Source organism: Microbacterium sp. AC132 (assembly GCF_979258525.1).
This window is the reverse complement of the sequence record NZ_OZ409862.1, coordinates 768594-783630: the sequence shown is the minus strand read 5'-3', so window position 1 is coordinate 783630 and position 15037 is coordinate 768594. Positions and strand designations below refer to the sequence as shown.

Below are 15037 nucleotides of genomic sequence, written 5' to 3'. Positions count from 1 at the left end.
GTGTGCACACAATCCAGAAAGGGGTACGTGGGATGCCCGAGGTTCCAGATGTCCGGTTCCTTACGGTGGCCGAGGTCGCCGAACTCATGCGTGTGTCGAAGATGACGGTCTATCGGATGGTGCACGCTGGGGAGCTGCCAGCCATCCGCTTCGGTCGCAGTTTCCGTGTTCCGGAATCCGCGGTCGCCGAGGCCCTGCAGCGACCGATAGCCGACGTCGGCTGACGTCCTCGGCGTCGTCTCGTGAGCGCGTGCAGCAGAAGCTCCACGGTTTGCTAGACTGATCCGAGGCATTTTTCCGTGCCCGTACCCGGGTGTCCGTCACCGACGACACCCAGCCACTGACTTAGTGAGGTTTCCGTGGGTTCTGTCATCAAGAAGCGCCGCAAGCGCATGGCGAAGAAGAAGCACCGCAAGCTGCTTCGTAAGACTCGCCACCAGCGTCGCAACAAGAAGTAAGCGACCAGACACGAGCGCCTGTCTCCGGACGGGCGCTTTGTGTCTCTGCCCCCGGTTTCCCACTCGTCGCAGGAGCATGCCATGAAGTCGATCACCGTCACCGAACTCGCCGAGCGGTCGAACACCCCGCTCATCGATGTCCGAGAGGTGGATGAGTTCGCCGCCGGTCACGTACCCGGGGCCGTCAACATCCCGATGTCCGAGATCGGCAACCGGCTCGAAGAGCTGCCCGCAGAGTCGTTCGACGTCATCTGCCAAGCGGGTGGGCGGTCGGCGCGCGTCGTCGAAGCGCTCGAGTCCCGCGGATACGACGCCACCAACGTCGAGGGCGGAACGGGCGAGTGGATCGCGCAGGGCCGCGATATCGAGGTGCCGTCGGCGTGACCACGCTGACCCTCATCGGCAAGCCGGACTGCCATCTCTGCGATGTCGCGTCCGAGATCATCGACGCCGTCGTCGCCGACCTGCCTGACGCGGCAGCCGAGCGCATCGAGATCGTGGAGGCCTCGATCGCCGACGATCCTGTGCTCTACGAGCTGTGGTGGGAGAAGATCCCCGTCGTCCTGATCGACGGCGACCTGCACGCGCACTGGCGTCTGTCCGCCGACCGACTGCGCGACGCGCTCGAATCAGCCGTGCAGCAGGACGCACTCGAGAAGGAAGCCCGATGATCCGTCACGTCGTCACCTGGAAGCTCGCAGCCGACGATGCGGCGACACGCGCCGAGCAGGCCGCCGAGGTCGCCCGTCGTCTGAACGCTCTCGACGGCGTCGTGCCGCAGCTGCGCTCGATCACCGCGGGCGCGAACGTCGCTTATCCCGACGCGAACTGGGACGTCACCCTCGTCGCGGACGTCGATTCGATCGCTGCGCTCGAGGAGTATCAGGTGCACCCGGCGCACGAAGAGGTCGTGGCGTATGTGCGCTCGGTCGTCGCCTCCCGTGTGGCCGTCGACTTCGAACTCTGAACCTCTGAACCTCTGATCGGCGGTTCTCGGTGTGATGAGCGCAGGGGGAATCGCAGGCGAGACCACCTGGCGTGACATCACGATCGCCTGGGCATCGCCCTCGCAGCTGCACGATTTCACTGAAGCCGATGCCGCAGCGATGGGTCAGCGGGAACGCCTCCGCGAGCTGAGCGGCAGCCGTGCCCAGGCGTTCCTCGCCGGCAGGGCACTGATGCGCGCCCTCGTGCGCAGGGTCACCGGAACGCACGACGTCGTCATCTCGAGCCGCTGTGCCAGGTGCGGGGCGGACCATGGTCGGCCGCGCGCCGACGGCGTCTTGCTCAGCGTGAGTCATGCGAAGGGTCTCGTCGTCGTCGCAGTGGCTCCGGCAGCGGTGGGGACCGCGGCGTCGCTCGGCGTCGATGTCGAGCAGGCATCTGCGGCCGGCCGTGTCGACGAGCTGCGAACGATGTTCTCTGACGGCGCAGCCCCGGATCTCGCGGGGTGGACGCGCATCGAGGCGGCGGTCAAGGCGGATGGTCGCGGATTCGAGACAGAGCCGTCAGAGGTGCTCCTCCGACTGCGCGAGAACACGGATCCCTGCGTGTGGTCGGCAGCGCTTCCGGGTCGTGCCGCCACGATCGACGTCACGACGCTGGTCGGCCCACCGGGGTACGTGCTGAGCGTCGCTCGGGGGTGATCCCGCTCGGTCTCAGGACCGGGATGCAGGAAGTGCGGGCAGCGGGAGTTCGTCGATCCAGGTCCGCACCAGGGTGCGCGCCCGGTCGTCGGCCACCTCGCCGACGAGGCCGAGGAAGTCGTCGCTGGTGACAGCGAGTCGCGCGAACCGCGCGGTCCACTCCCGCGTCAGAGCGAAGAACCGCTCATCGCCGATCGTGAGTCGCAGGGCATGCAGGGTGAGGGCGCCGCGCTTGTAGACGCGATCGTCGAACATGTCGTTCGGACCGGGATCCGAGAGCAGCAGATCCTGGGCGAGGCCGCGGAGGGCGGCGTGATGGGCCAGAGCGTTCTCGTGGGCGGTCGACGCGCCGGACGCTTCCGACCACAGCCACTCGGCGTAGCAGGCGAATCCCTCGTTCAGCCAGATGTCCCGCCAGCGGGCGACGCCGACGCTGTTGCCGAACCACTGGTGCGCGAGCTCATGCGCGATCAGGCGCTCGCTGCCCCCGGCTCCGTCCACGTGATTCGCACCGAAGATCGCCATGCCCTGCGCTTCGAGGGGGATCTCGAGATCGTCGGGTGTGATGACGACTTTGTAGGACTCGTAGGGATACGTGCCGAAGGCTTCGACGAACGTCTCCATCATGTGCGGCAGCGGGGCGAAGTCGGAGCGCACGCGACCCGCGAGAGCCCGCGGGTGGAACAGACGCCCGGGAGTCGTACCGAGAGCGACCCTGTCATCGTCGTACTGGCCGATCTGCACGGTCATCAGGTATGTCGCGGTCGGCACCGGCTGCTCGAAGATCCATCGGGTGCGACCGCGCTGCGTCGATCGCGTGGCTGCGCCGCCGCTGACCACGGTGTACTCGGGATCGGCCGTGAACTCCAACCGATACGTCGCCTTGTCCGAGGGCAGGTCGTTGCAGGGGAACCAGGTCGGCGCGCCGGTCGGCTGCGACGCGACGAGCACGCCGTCTTCGAGTTCTTCCCACCCGAGGAGCCCCCATCGAGTGCGCCGGGGCGACGGAGAACCGGAGTACTCGACCGCGACCGTGAGCTCCTGACCGCTCGCCCGCTCGCCCCCGAAGACCACTTTGAGCCGCCGGTCGTCCTGTCTGAACGAGGCGGCGCGATCACCGACGACCCGCACCTTCGTGACTTTGAGCCCGACGAGGTCGAACGAGACGTGCTTCGCCGATTCCTGCATCTGCAGCCGGATCGTCGCCGTGCCCGCGATGCGGTTCGTGGTCACGCGATAGTCGATGGCCAGGTCGTAGTGCAGCACCCCGTAGCGCCGATCGCCGCTGTGCGGGGTGTAGGGGTCGACGGTCATGCGTTCGAGGCCTGGTAGGAGCGCACTTTGACGGCACGCCACGGCCCGATGGGGTTGCCGCTCCATCGACTGCCGATCGGCACGAACTCGCCCCGCATCACGAGTGAGGCGGGCCCGACCGTGGCATCCGATCCGATCGTGGCCGCGGGCAGGATCACGCTGTGCGGACCGAGGGTCGCACCGCTCTCGAGGGTCACTGCGTCGATGCTCATCACTCGATCATGGAACAGATGCGTCTGAACCACACATCCGCGGTTCACGGTCGCACCGTCCCCGAGGGTGACCAGGTCGGGCTCGGGCAGCCAGTAGCTGTCGGTCCAGACGCCTCGGCCGATCTTCGCGCCGAGGGTGCGCAGCCAGATGGCGAGTGCAGGAGTGCCCGATGCGGCATTGGCGAACCAGGGTGCGGCCACCATCTCCGTGAAGGTGTCCGACACCTCCGTGCGCCACACGAAGCTCGACCAGAGCGGATGCTCGCCGGCACGGATCGGCCCCACGATCAGCCACTTGGCGGCGGTGGTGATCAGAGCGGCGAAGGCGCCTGCGGCGAGCATCACGGCGCTCGAGAGCAGCACGGCCCATGCGAGTCCCCAGGCCTCGACCACCGCGGCGAGCGTGAGCATCACACTCACTCCGATCGCGCAGGTCACGAACACCGGGATGATGCGGCACAGCTCCCACAGAGCCCGCGCGAGGCGGAGTCCCGGGCGCGGGCGATACGTGCGCTCGAGATCGGAGTCGTTCACCACACGGCGCAGTCGCGCGGCGGGCGAGCCCAGCCACGATGAGCCCGCCTTGGCCTTGGGCGGAGCGACGGACAGGACGGCGACGAGGCCGTCGCGAGGCACGTTGTGCCCGCCGGCGGCCATGCCGGAGTTGCCGAGGAACGCGCGCTTGCCGATGCGCGCGGTGCCCAGCCGCATCCATCCGCCCTGCAGCTCGTAGGTCGCGACCATGGTGTCGTCGGCGAGGAACGCTCCGTCGGCGATGGTCGTGAGCTTCGGGATGAGCAGCACGGTCGACGCCTCGACGTCGCGCCCGACCTCGGCCCCGAGGGCCCTGAGCCAGAAGGGAGTGGCACTGCTCGAGTACAGCGGGAAGAGGAAGGTACGGGCGGAATCGAGCAGACGCTCGGTCGTCCACGCCTGCCAGGCGATGCGCGAGCGCACCGGGTACACGCCTTCGCCGAGACCGGCTCCGAGCACACGCACGAAGACGAGCACGAGACCGGCGAACACGAATCCGGCGAGCAGCACTGCAGGAACCAGCAGCGCCAGGATGCTCGGGACGGCCGCTGTCAGGGAGTCGGACCCGCGCATGCCCAGCGCGAGCACCCAGGCGCCGGCGGCGAGCGAGAGGACAGGGAGGACGCCGAGCGCGGCGGAGGAGGCGGCGTAGGCCCACAACCACCGGGTGCGGCTGGGTGGGCGGCCCTCCGCGAACGGCCGCGACACTCCGCCGACGCGTGCCGCCGGCGATCCTGCCCAGCGCTGCCCGGCGCGGACCCGACCGAACACGGCCGAGCCGGGTGCGATCTCGGCGCCGCGACCGATCTTCGTGCCGGGGGCGAGGGTGCTGCGGGCTCCGATGGTCGCTCCCGCGCCGATGCGGATGCCGCCGATGCGCACGGTGTCGCCATCGATCCAATAGCCGGTGAGGTCGACCTCGGGCTCGATGGAGGCTCCGGAGCCGATGTCGAGCATGCCCGTGATCGGCGGGACGGTGTGCAGATCGACATCTCTGTGGATGCGGGCGCCGAGAGCTCGTGCGTAGTAGACGACCCAGGGAGCACCGGCCAGGCCGACCGGGTCGACCTGCTGGGCGATCTGCTCCGCGAGCCACAGACGCAGATGCACTCCGCCGCCGCGCGGATAGTCGCCAGGGCGGAGTCCGGCGAGCAGCAGACGCGCGGCGACGGCGGCGATCGTCATCTTCCCCACCGGGGTGACGAAGATCAGCAGGCCGACGATGATCGTCCACACCGGAACAGCGGGCAGGAATTCGAATCCGGGGGACAGCCGCAGGAGCCAGCTCGCGGCGAGCAGGTACAGCAGCCAGCGGATGCCGGTGAACACGAACAGCGGGAGACCCGCGATCGTCTGCACCCACTGCATCCGTCGGGGGGTCGGGACGGGCTGGCTGAAGACGCGTTCCTCGGCGTCCTCATCATCGGCCTCATCGTCGACGGCATCCGACATCTGGCGCAGCCGCGGCAGATCGTAGACGTCGGTCATCGTGAACTCCGGCGCCCGGGTGCGCAGGCGGGAGACCAGCTGGGCGGCTGCGAGGGACCCGCCGCCGAGCTGGAAGAAGTCGGCGTCCTCGTCGCCCGGGCGTACGCCGAGCACGGCGAACCACTGCTCGGCGAGCCACGCCGCCGTGCCGGACAGGGACGAGTCGTTCGCGTCGCCGGAATCGAGCGGCCAGGGGAGAGCCGCCTTGTCGACCTTCCCGGACGTGCGGACGGGCAGGTCGTCGACGATGGCGAGCAGGGGGATCAGCGGAGCGGGAAGCGTCTCCGAGAGCTCACCACGCGCCACCTGCCGGTCGAACCCCTCGTCGGGCACGACATAGCCGACGAGGATCGGCATGCCCGTCTCGGTCTTCTGCACCACCACGGTCGCCGCCGAGACGGAGCTCAGCGCCTGCAGCGCCGCCTCTACCTCGCCGAGCTCGATACGGCGGCCGCCGATCTTGACCTGGTCATCGGCGCGACCCTGGAAGATCAGTCCCTCGGAGTCGACCCGCACGACGTCGCCGGAGCGGTAGGCCCGGTCCCAGCCGAGAGTGGGCATGGGCGCGTACTTCTCGGCATCCTTCGCAGGGTCGAGGTACCGGGCGAGACCGACTCCGCCGATGATCAGCTCGCCGGTCTCGCCCTCGGCGACGCGCTGTCCGTCAGCATCGACCACGGCGAGCGACCACCCGTCGAGCGGGAGGCCGATACGCACGGGACCCGTACCGTCCATCAGCGAGGCGCAGGCCACGACCGTGGCCTCGGTCGGGCCGTAGGTGTTCCACACCTCACGTCCGTCCGACGCCAACCGGGCGACGAGCTCGGGCGGGCAGGCCTCCCCGCCGAAGATCAGCAGGCGCACGTTCTCGATCGCGTCCTGCGGCCAGAGGGCGGCGAGCGTCGGCACCGTCGAGACGACGGTGATGCCGTGGCCGAGCAGCCAGGGCCCCAGGTCTTCGCCCGAGCGCACGAGAGCTCGCGGTGCGGGCACCAGGCAGGCGCCGTGGCCCCACGCGAGCCACATCTCCTCACAGGACGCGTCGAAGGCGACCGAGAGGCCTGCGAGCACGCGATCACCGGGACTCAGCGGTGCGGCCTGGAGGAACAGACGTGCCTCGGCGTCGACGAAGGCCGCGGCCGAACGGTGCGAGACCGCGACGCCCTTGGGCACGCCGGTCGACCCGGAGGTGAAGATGATCCAGGCATCGTCGTCGACCGTCGGCGGCGCGACGATCGGGATCGCGGAGGTGCGCGGATGAGGTGACTCGCCGCCGAGTAGATCGACCGCCTCGGTCGCCCCGGCCGGCATGTAGCCGGCGTCGGTGATCGTGCCCGCGATGCGGGCCTCGTGGAACACGAGATCGGCACGCTCCTGCGGGTCGTCGGCATCGACGGGGACATAGGCGGCGCCCGCCGCGATGGTGCCGAGGATCGCGATGTACAGCTCGCGGTGTCCGGACGACATGCGGATGCCGACGCGGTCGCCGCGGCGCACGCCTCTCTCGTGCAGCAGGGCCGCCGTACGCCAGACGTGCGCGAGCAGCTCGGCGTAGCTGAGCGCCCCGTCCGCGTCCTCGATGGCCGAGGCGTCGGGATATCGCCGGGTCGTCTCCTGAAGGATGTCGATCAGCGTGCGGGGAGGAGGCGCGTCGGCACCCCGGTCGAGCGCCTCCTGCACGTCAGCGCGCAAGGAGGTCGAGCAGAGCGGCCTTCGTCAGGCGCGAGTATCCGGTGCGGCCCTCGGCGCGGGCGCGGGCGCGCAGCTGGACCAGGGTCAGCGCGCTGAGCTCCGGTGCCGCTGCAGAGGTCGCTGTTGGTACCGGTGCCGGTGCCGGTGCTGGTGCTGGTGCTGGTGCCAGTGCGGGTGCCGACGTCGGGGTCGTGATCGTGACCGTCGGCTCGACGGTCGGAGCCGCGACCACGGCCTTCGTGGCCACGGCCTTCTTCGCCTCGGCCTTCTTGGGGGCCTTCTTCGGGGCCGGCTGCTTCGCATCCGGCGTCGGCGCGACGGCGGACTTCTTGTCGGCCTTCTTCTGATCCTTCTTCGCGGCGGACTTCCTGTCCGACGCCTTCTTCTCGGCCTCCAGGCGTGCGGTGGCCTGGGTGAGGCGCGCGGTCGCCGCGGTCGCCGACTTCGCGACCTTCTTGGGCCGGTCCGCGACCTTCTTCTTCGAGACTTTCGCCGCGTCCTTCGCGTCCTCGACGAGAGGCTTCAGCTTCTTGGCGTCTTTCTTGGGCAGGGACTTGATCAGCTTCTTCGCGTCCTTCGCCGCATCCTTCGCCGCGTCGAGAGCGGCTTCGGCGGTGCGCTGTGCTGAGGTCTTCTTTGCCATGATCGGGTCTCCTCTGAGTCCGGAGCGTGTCGGCTCGGGCTGTCGGCACAGAGGATACTCAGGCAAGGTGAACAATCGGTGCCGCATCGTGCGTAACACGCCCGTCATATTCGGTCACACTTGCAACACAAATGTGATCCGCAGAAGGCGGCCGACGGCGGGTTCGGCCCGGTGGTGCATGTTTAGATGTTCTCCTACCCGTCCGTGGGGAACCACACCCTCGTCCTTCAGGAGCTGACATGCAGCGTCGCAACATCATCGCCGGGATCGCGCTCGCCGCGACCGCCACCCTCGCCCTCGCCGGATGCGCGACCGGCGGCAGTGACGCGGGATCGGGTGAGCCTGCGGCCGGCGACGAGTACGACCTCATCGAGGCGGGCACCCTGACGGTCTGCTCCGACATCCCTTACGCACCGTTCGAGTTCGAGGGCGGCGACAACGGCACGGGTTACACCGGCTTCGACATCGACCTGCTCGACGCGATCGCGAAGGAGCTCGACCTGAAGCTCTCGGTGCAGGACGTCGGATTCGACGCGCTGCAGTCGGGCACCACGCTCGCCGCCGGACAGTGCGACGTCGGCGCCTCGGCCATGACGATCACCGACGAGCGCAAGGCGAACATCGACTTCTCCGAGCCGTACTACGAGTCGCTGCAGTCGCTGCTCGTGCGCACCGACTCGGGCATCGAGTCGATCGACGACCTCTCGGGCAAGAACGTCGGAGTGCAGCAGGGCACCACCGGAGAGGCCTACGCGACCGAGAACGCCGAGGGCGCAGAACTCGTCCAGTACCCCTCCGACGGAGAGCTGTGGCCCGCGATGCAGGCCGGACAGATCGACGCGATCCTTCAGGACCAGCCGGTGAACCTCGAGCACGAGAAGGCCGACAGCGCGTACAAGATCGTCGAGGAGTACGAGACCGGCGAGTCGTACGGTTTCGCATACGCGAAGGGCGAGAAGGATGCTCTGCGCGAGGCGATCGACGGCGCGCTGCAGGATCTCCGCGACAGCGGCGACTACCAGACGATCTACGACACCTACTTCACCGCGAAGTAATCGGCGAGCGACGTAGGACAGGGAGACCTTGACAATGGCGTTGAGGCGCACCACGAAGAGCAAGCTGTATCGGTACACCGTCTATGCGGTGCTGATCGCGGTCGCCGTCTGGCTGATCGTCAGCACCGACTGGGCCCGCATCGCGCAGCTGTATTTCAACCCGGAGGTCGCGGCGAAGATGCTTCCGGGCATCATCACCACGGCGCTCGTGAACACTCTGTGGTTCACGGCGGTCGCGTTCGCCGGCGGTCTGCTGCTCGGCGTCGTGCTCGCGCTGCTGAAGCTGTCGTCCATCGGACCCTTCCGATGGATCGCGACGGCGTGGATCGAGCTCTTCCGCGGGCTTCCCGCGATCCTCACGATCTTCGCCATCGCGTTCATCCTGCCGATCGGACTCGGCGTGCCGGGCACGAAGCTCGGCGGACCGGTCGTGCTCGGCCTGATCGGTCTGATCCTGGTCGCATCGGCGTACATGGCCGAGACGATCCGCGCCGGCATCCAGGCCGTTCCCAAGGGGCAGACCGAGGCGGCACGTTCGCTCGGCATGTCGCCCATGAAGACGACGTTCTGGATCGTGGTCCCGCAGGGGTTCCGCATCATCATCCCGCCGCTGACCAACGAGTTCGTCCTGCTGCTGAAGGACACGTCGCTGCTCTTCGTGGCAGGTTCCTTCATCTGGTCGAAGGAGCTGACGAACTTCGCGCGTGACGCGAGCACGCAGAACGCGAACGGAACGCCGCTCATCATGGCGGCGGCCCTCTACCTGATCGTCACGATCCCCCTCACGCGCTTCAGCGCGTACCTGGAACGAAGGATGTCGAGGCAGCGATGATCACCGATCTGATTGACGTCCACGCCCCCGCGATCGACCTGCAGGGGCTCGTGAAGAGCTTCGGCGACAACGAGGTGCTCAAGGGCATCGACCTCACCGTCACCGCCGGAGAGGTCGTCTGCATCATCGGCCCGTCGGGCTCGGGCAAGTCGACGCTGCTGCGCTCGGTGAACCTGCTCGAGGAGCCGACCGGCGGCAAGGTGCTCATCGAGGGGATCGACATCACTGATCCCGATGTCGACATCGACCGAGTGCGCACCCGCATCGGCATGGTGTTCCAGAGCTTCAACCTCTTCCCCCACCTCGATGTGATGGGCAATCTCATGATCGCGCAGCAGCGCGTGAAGAAGCGGTCCAAGGCTGAGGCTGAGCGGGTCGCGAAGGAGATGCTCGGACGCGTCGGGCTCGCCGAGAAGGCGGACGCCTTTCCCGGACACCTGTCGGGCGGTCAGCAGCAGCGTGTCGCGATCGCGCGGGCGCTGTGCATGAACCCGGACATGATGCTGTTCGACGAGCCGACGTCGGCGCTCGACCCCGAGCTCGTCGGCGAGGTGCTGCAGGTCATGCGCTCGCTCGCGGACGAGGGCATGACGATGCTCGTCGTCACGCACGAGATGGGCTTCGCCCGCGAGGTCGGATCACGTCTGATCTTCATGGACGGCGGCTACATCGTCGAAGAGGGCGACCCGCGCGAGGTGCTCGCGAACCCGCAGCATCCGCGTACGCAGGACTTCCTGGCTCGCGTCCTCTGAGTTCGCGTCTCACCTGTCACGACGAGACCCCCTCCCGCTGAGTCAGCGCGAGGGGGTCTCGTGTGCGGAGAGTGGTGTGCGAGGTCAGGCCTCCACGACCTCGGCATCCGCGGCATTGCGGCGCACCGAATCGATGCCGTTGAGCGCGGACGATCTCGACGAGTAGCCCTCGCTGATCGCGATCACCTCGCCGTTGCCGGACTTGAGGCGGAACCGGTACTCGCCGGACTTGTCGGTGTACAGCTCGAACGTGCCTGCCATGAGGTGTCCTTTCTCGACGGTGAGGAGGGCACGAGGCCCTCGAGCATCACGGTATCTCGGAGTACTGCGCCAGCGATAGGGCTCGGTCAGCCGCGCGGATGCACGGCGACGGGCTCGGGAGCGACGGCGATCCGCACGCGATCGCCGAAGGCCGGGTGGATGCCCGGAGCGTGCTGGAGGCGCACCAGCTCGCCGGATTCGGTGCGCACGAGCGTGCGGCGCATGCTGCCGAGGAACGTGCTCTCCTGCACCAGCGCATCGGTCGCGGCATCCGCCTCGGAGGCGAAGTGCACGTTCTCCGGGCGCAGATACACGTCGACGGGCCCGTCGGCCGGCGACTGCAGGGGAAGCTTCTGACCCCACACGACCACGTGATCACCCTCGGCGACACCCGAGACGACGCTCGAGAGCCCGACGAAGGCAGCGACGCCCGCCGTGGACGGCGTCGTGTAGAGCTGCTCCGGGGTTCCGATCTGCTCGATGATGCCGGCGTTCATCACGGCGATCCGGTCGGAGACCGCGAGGGCCTCCTCCTGGTCGTGCGTGACGAACACGGTGGTGATGCCGAGCCGCAGCTGGATGCGCCGGATCTCATCGCGCAGCTGCACCCGCACCTTCGCATCGAGGGCAGAGAGCGGCTCGTCGAGAAGCAGGACCTTCGGCTCGGTGACCAGAGCGCGGGCGAGCGCGACGCGCTGCTGCTGACCTCCGGAGAGCTGATGCGGGTAGCGATCGGCGAAGTCCGAGAGCCCCACGAGCGCGAGGGCATCGAGGGCGCGCGTTGCCGCCTCGGCCTTGCCGACGCCGCGGCGACGCAGCCCGAACGCCGTGTTCTCCGCGACCCGCAGGTGCGGGAACAGGGAGTACGACTGGAACACCATGCCGATGTCCCGCTTGTTCGTGGGCACCCGGGAGACATCGTTGCCGCCGAGCAGCACCGCACCGCTGTCGAGCCCCTCGAGTCCGGCGAGCACGCGAAGCAGCGTCGTCTTGCCGCAGCCGGAGGGGCCGAGCAGCGAGACGAACTCACCGGGGGCGATGTCGAGATCGACGCCGTGCAGCACCGTGTTGCCCGAGTAGCTCTTCACGATGCCCTGCAGCTGCACGCGTGTGCCCTCTCCGGCTTCGGCGAGCAGCATGTTGTCGGCGGTCTGGGGGAGGGTCATGAGCGGGCCTTTCCGGTGCCGCGGGCGACGCGGCCGATGAGAAGCAGAAGCAGGAAGACGAACAGCAGCGCCAGCAGGGTGAAGATCGCCGGAGCGTACGGATCCTGCTTCTGCACGACGACCATGGCCGTCTGGAACACCTGGCGGTTGAGGAGCGAGGCGATCGTGAACTCGCCGAGCACGACGGCGATCGAGATGAGAGACGCCGCGAGGAGTCCCTGACGCAGGTTGGGAGCGAGCACCTTCAGCACGACGGTAGGCCAGCCGGCGCCGAGGGATCGGGCGGCTTCGGCGAGCGTGCGCAGGTCGGCGGCGTCGATGGAGGCCTGGATCGAGCGGTACGCGAACGGCAGCACGGTGATGCCGTAGGCGAAGGCCAGCGTCCACGTGCCGGTGCCGAGGGTGCGTCCGATCTGCAGGTAGATCGGTGCGAGACCCACGACCAGCACGATCGCGGGGATCGAGATCGGCAGCAGCACGGCGAACTCGAAGACGGGTTTGAGCTTCGCGAAGCGCAGGTTCACCAGGATCATGGTCGGTGCGAGCAGCAGGAGCACGATCGCGACGGTCACGACCGCGAGGACCAGGGAGTTGCCCAGGCCCATCCAGATCGGCCTGATCGCCGCCGACTTCGCGGGATCGAAGAGCGCGGCCCACCGCTCGAGGCCGAGACTGCCGTCGGTCTGGCGCAGCGTGTAGAGCAGGGTCGAGACGAGCGGGATCGCGAAGAATGCGCCGACGACCACGCCGATGATCCAGCGGGTCGCGAGTGACGGGCCGAGGCGGTTCATGACTGCCACCTCGCTGCCCGACGCTGGATGAGCGAGTACAGGGCCATCACGACTCCCACGATGACGATCATGCCGAGCGCGAGCGCGCCGGCGAGATTCTCACGGCCGAGAAGGGTCTCGCTCGTGAGGGCGGCGCGGATCTGCAGCGGCACGATCTGCGAACCCTGACTGGCGAGGGCGGCGGCGGTGGCGTACGACGAGAAGGCGTTCGCGAAGAGCAGCAGGAGGCTCGCGAGGAACGAGGGTGCGAGCACGGGGACGCCGATGCGCAGCCAGAAGCTCGCGCGCGTGCCGCCGAGCGTGAGGTTCGCCTCGGCCCACTGCGGCTTGAGGGCTGCGAGGGCGGGCATGAAGGTGATCACCATGAGCGGGATCTGGAAGTAGATGTACGGGAGGATCAGCCCGGGAAGCTCGTAGAGCCACGTGCCGTTCGCGAAGATGTCGATACCGAGGTCGTTCTTGAGGAAGAGGGTGACGACCCCCTGGATGCCGATCGTGGCGATGAAGGCGAAGGCGAGCATCACGCCGCCGAACTGGGCGAGGACGCCGGCCGCAGCATCCACGGTCGAGCGCACGGCGCCGTCCGGGTTCATGCCGAGCAGGGCATAGCAGACCAGAGCACCCGCGATCGCGCCGACGACGGCGGTCAGCAGCGACAGGCCGGCGGAGTTGGCGAACGTGGTGAGGACGACGGGGTCTGCCAGGGCCGACAGGTTCGACCAGGTGAACGACCCGTCCTTCGTGAAGAAGCCGGAGCCGATCGCGAGGAGGGTGGGAACGGCGAGGAAGAGCACGACGTAAGCGGCGAACGGCACGAGACCGAGCCAGGCGACGGACGGCGCGGAGCGCTGGGCCCGCGACGAGGTCGCAGGCCCAGCGCTGTGCGCTGCGGGGGAGACGGGGGCGGATGCCGTGGCATCCGCCCCCGCTGCGGTGGCAGTCGTCACTGGACCGCCGCGGCCCACTTCTCGCCGAGCAGCGTGCCGGCGTTCGTCGACTGCTCCTCGGTCGGGACGACCGTCTCGCTGGGGACCTCGGGAAGAGCAGCAGCCAGGTCGGCGTCGATGGTGCCGGCCTCGGTCATGGCCTCCATGCGGGCCGGGCGTGCGCCGCCCTTCAGCCACAGGTTCTGCACCTCGTCGCTGTAGAGGAACTCCTGCCACAGGCGTGCGGCGGCCGGGTTCGGAGCATCCTTGTTGATCGCCTGGTTGTAGTAGCCCGCGTAGCCGGTGCCGTCGAGGACGACGACCTTCCAGTCCTTGTTGTCGGTGGCGTGCGCCGCGTTCAGGTAGTCCCAGTCGAAGACGACAGGGGTCTCGCCGCTGGCCACGGTCGCGGTGGTCACGTCGACCTTGAGCAGGTTGCCGGCCTTCTGAAGGTCGGAGAAGAAGTCGATGCCGGGCTGGAAGTCGTCGAGGGTGCCGTCGGACTGCACGGTCGCGAGGCCCACGGCGGCGAAGGCCGCGCCGGCCTGCGTCGGGTCTCCGTTGATGGCGACGGCGCCCTTGTAAGCGGCATCCTTCAGGTCGTCGAGCGACTCGGGAGCGTCGAACTTCGACGAGTCGTAGCCGATCGACATGTATCCGCCGTAGTCGCCGACGAAGAGGCCGGTCGGCTCCTTGAGAGCGTCGGGGATCTCGTCCCACGTCTGCACCTGGTACGGCGCGAAGACGTCGGTGTTCTGCAATGCGACGGTCAGACCCAGGTCGAACACGTCGGGCGCGGTGTCGAGGCCCTCGTTCGTCTTCGCAGCCTGGATCTCCTCGGCGCTCGACACGTCGGGAGAGGCCTCGTTGATCGTGATCTCGGGGTACTTCTCGGCGAAGAGGTCGAGGATCTCGCCGTAGTTCGCCCAGTCACGCGGAAGCGCGATGACGTTGAGCTGCCCCTCGGCCTTCGCGGCCTCTTCGAGGTCGGAGAAGGAACCGAAGTCCTCGACCGAGGTCGCGGATGCGGCGTCGACAGCGTCGCTGCCTGCGGCCGGGGTCTCCGCGCCGGTGGCGCAGGCGGTGAGACCCAGCGCGGCGGTCGTGAACAGGGCGATGCCGGCGCCGATTCGTGCGCGGCGGTGGAAGTTGGTCATCAGGGTCCTCTCGGTGCCCGGCGCTGTGAGCCGGATTCGGGTTGCGAGAGGACACTATGAGCCGAGGGTTGCCGATGATCGCGGCTCGGGTGAACGACAGGTGTCGAGGG

17 protein-coding genes are annotated in these 15037 nt (G+C 68.3%); 9 read left to right on the top strand and 8 right to left on the bottom strand.

From position 1 onward, the window contains the following. The first annotated feature begins 32 nt into the window (after nt 1-32). The 6 genes from ACZZZQ_RS03690 to ACZZZQ_RS03665 all read left to right on the top strand — a co-directional run bounded on the left by ACZZZQ_RS03690 (nt 33) and on the right by ACZZZQ_RS03665 (nt 2104). The gene (locus ACZZZQ_RS03690) at nt 33-224 is read left to right on the top strand and encodes a helix-turn-helix domain-containing protein (protein WP_053098849.1); all 192 of its coding nucleotides are present in this window, start codon (nt 33-35) and stop codon (nt 222-224) included. Nucleotides 225-359: 135 nt separating this feature from the next. Continuing rightward, nucleotides 360-458 carry a 30S ribosomal protein bS22 gene (locus ACZZZQ_RS03685; protein WP_003792170.1) on the top strand — a complete coding sequence of 33 codons (99 nt, stop codon included), beginning with the start codon at nt 360-362 and terminating at the stop codon, nt 456-458. 81 nt (nt 459-539) lie between these two features. After that, the gene (locus tag ACZZZQ_RS03680; RefSeq protein WP_053098850.1) at nt 540-842 is read left to right on the top strand and encodes a rhodanese-like domain-containing protein; all 303 of its coding nucleotides are present in this window, start codon (nt 540-542) and stop codon (nt 840-842) included. After that, nucleotides 839-1129 carry a glutaredoxin family protein gene (locus ACZZZQ_RS03675; protein WP_053098851.1) on the top strand — a complete coding sequence of 97 codons (291 nt, stop codon included), beginning with the start codon at nt 839-841 and terminating at the stop codon, nt 1127-1129. The genes ACZZZQ_RS03680 and ACZZZQ_RS03675 overlap by 4 nt, the downstream gene beginning before the upstream one ends. Beyond that, nucleotides 1126-1425 (top strand): Dabb family protein, encoded by a 300-nt coding sequence (locus tag ACZZZQ_RS03670; RefSeq protein ID WP_053098852.1) that lies wholly within the window; start codon nt 1126-1128, stop codon nt 1423-1425. The genes ACZZZQ_RS03675 and ACZZZQ_RS03670 overlap by 4 nt, the downstream gene beginning before the upstream one ends. A gap of 34 nt (nt 1426-1459) precedes the next feature. Then, nucleotides 1460-2104 carry a 4'-phosphopantetheinyl transferase family protein gene (locus ACZZZQ_RS03665; RefSeq protein ID WP_463506911.1) on the top strand — a complete coding sequence of 215 codons (645 nt, stop codon included), beginning with the start codon at nt 1460-1462 and terminating at the stop codon, nt 2102-2104. 12 nt (nt 2105-2116) lie between these two features. On the opposite strand, the gene ACZZZQ_RS03660 is transcribed toward ACZZZQ_RS03665, so the two are convergent. The 3 genes from ACZZZQ_RS03660 to ACZZZQ_RS03650 are packed head-to-tail and all read right to left on the bottom strand — an operon-like array spanning nt 2117 to nt 7987. Beyond that, entirely contained in the window at nt 2117-3418 is a 1302-nt protein-coding gene (locus tag ACZZZQ_RS03660) for a M1 family metallopeptidase (protein ID WP_400340335.1), read from the bottom strand. Then, entirely contained in the window at nt 3415-7344 is a 3930-nt protein-coding gene (locus tag ACZZZQ_RS03655) for a Pls/PosA family non-ribosomal peptide synthetase (protein ID WP_463506910.1), read from the bottom strand. The genes ACZZZQ_RS03660 and ACZZZQ_RS03655 overlap by 4 nt, the downstream gene beginning before the upstream one ends. After that, nucleotides 7334-7987, bottom strand: a complete 654-nt coding sequence (locus ACZZZQ_RS03650; RefSeq protein ID WP_463506909.1) for a hypothetical protein — start codon at nt 7985-7987, stop codon at nt 7334-7336. Before ACZZZQ_RS03650 ends, ACZZZQ_RS03655 begins: the two co-directional genes overlap by 11 nt. 239 nt (nt 7988-8226) lie before the next feature. Between ACZZZQ_RS03650 and ACZZZQ_RS03645 the strand changes: the two genes are divergently transcribed. From ACZZZQ_RS03645 to ACZZZQ_RS03635, 3 genes are read left to right on the top strand one after another with little or no spacing between them, the layout of a single operon-like run. After that, nucleotides 8227-9042, top strand: coding sequence for a transporter substrate-binding domain-containing protein (locus ACZZZQ_RS03645; RefSeq protein ID WP_053098857.1), 816 nt, complete (start codon nt 8227-8229; stop codon nt 9040-9042). Between the two features lie 34 nt (nt 9043-9076). Then, nucleotides 9077-9874: an amino acid ABC transporter permease gene (locus tag ACZZZQ_RS03640; RefSeq protein WP_053098858.1), complete on the top strand. Its 798-nt coding sequence runs from the start codon at nt 9077-9079 to the stop codon at nt 9872-9874. After that, complete coding sequence (locus tag ACZZZQ_RS03635) at nt 9871-10626, top strand: amino acid ABC transporter ATP-binding protein (protein WP_053098859.1); 756 nt, start codon at nt 9871-9873, stop codon at nt 10624-10626. Before ACZZZQ_RS03640 ends, ACZZZQ_RS03635 begins: the two co-directional genes overlap by 4 nt. Nucleotides 10627-10710: 84 nt before the next feature. Here ACZZZQ_RS03635 and ACZZZQ_RS03630 read toward each other — a convergent pair whose 3' ends face one another. From ACZZZQ_RS03630 to ACZZZQ_RS03610, 5 genes are all read right to left on the bottom strand, one after another. Beyond that, entirely contained in the window at nt 10711-10887 is a 177-nt protein-coding gene (locus tag ACZZZQ_RS03630; RefSeq protein ID WP_082297996.1) for a YegP family protein, read from the bottom strand. Nucleotides 10888-10973: 86 nt separating this feature from the next. Continuing rightward, nucleotides 10974-12053, bottom strand: a complete 1080-nt coding sequence (locus ACZZZQ_RS03625) for an ABC transporter ATP-binding protein (protein WP_053098860.1) — start codon at nt 12051-12053, stop codon at nt 10974-10976. Continuing rightward, a complete protein-coding gene (locus ACZZZQ_RS03620; RefSeq protein ID WP_072590800.1) occupies nt 12050-12844 on the bottom strand; it encodes an ABC transporter permease in 795 nt (264 codons plus the stop codon). Before ACZZZQ_RS03620 ends, ACZZZQ_RS03625 begins: the two co-directional genes overlap by 4 nt. Next, nucleotides 12841-13791 (bottom strand): ABC transporter permease, encoded by a 951-nt coding sequence (locus tag ACZZZQ_RS03615; protein WP_285365078.1) that lies wholly within the window; start codon nt 13789-13791, stop codon nt 12841-12843. The genes ACZZZQ_RS03620 and ACZZZQ_RS03615 overlap by 4 nt, the downstream gene beginning before the upstream one ends. Further along, the gene (locus tag ACZZZQ_RS03610; protein ID WP_053098863.1) at nt 13788-14927 is read right to left on the bottom strand and encodes an ABC transporter substrate-binding protein; all 1140 of its coding nucleotides are present in this window, start codon (nt 14925-14927) and stop codon (nt 13788-13790) included. Before ACZZZQ_RS03610 ends, ACZZZQ_RS03615 begins: the two co-directional genes overlap by 4 nt. Between the last annotated feature and the right edge of the window lie 110 nt (nt 14928-15037).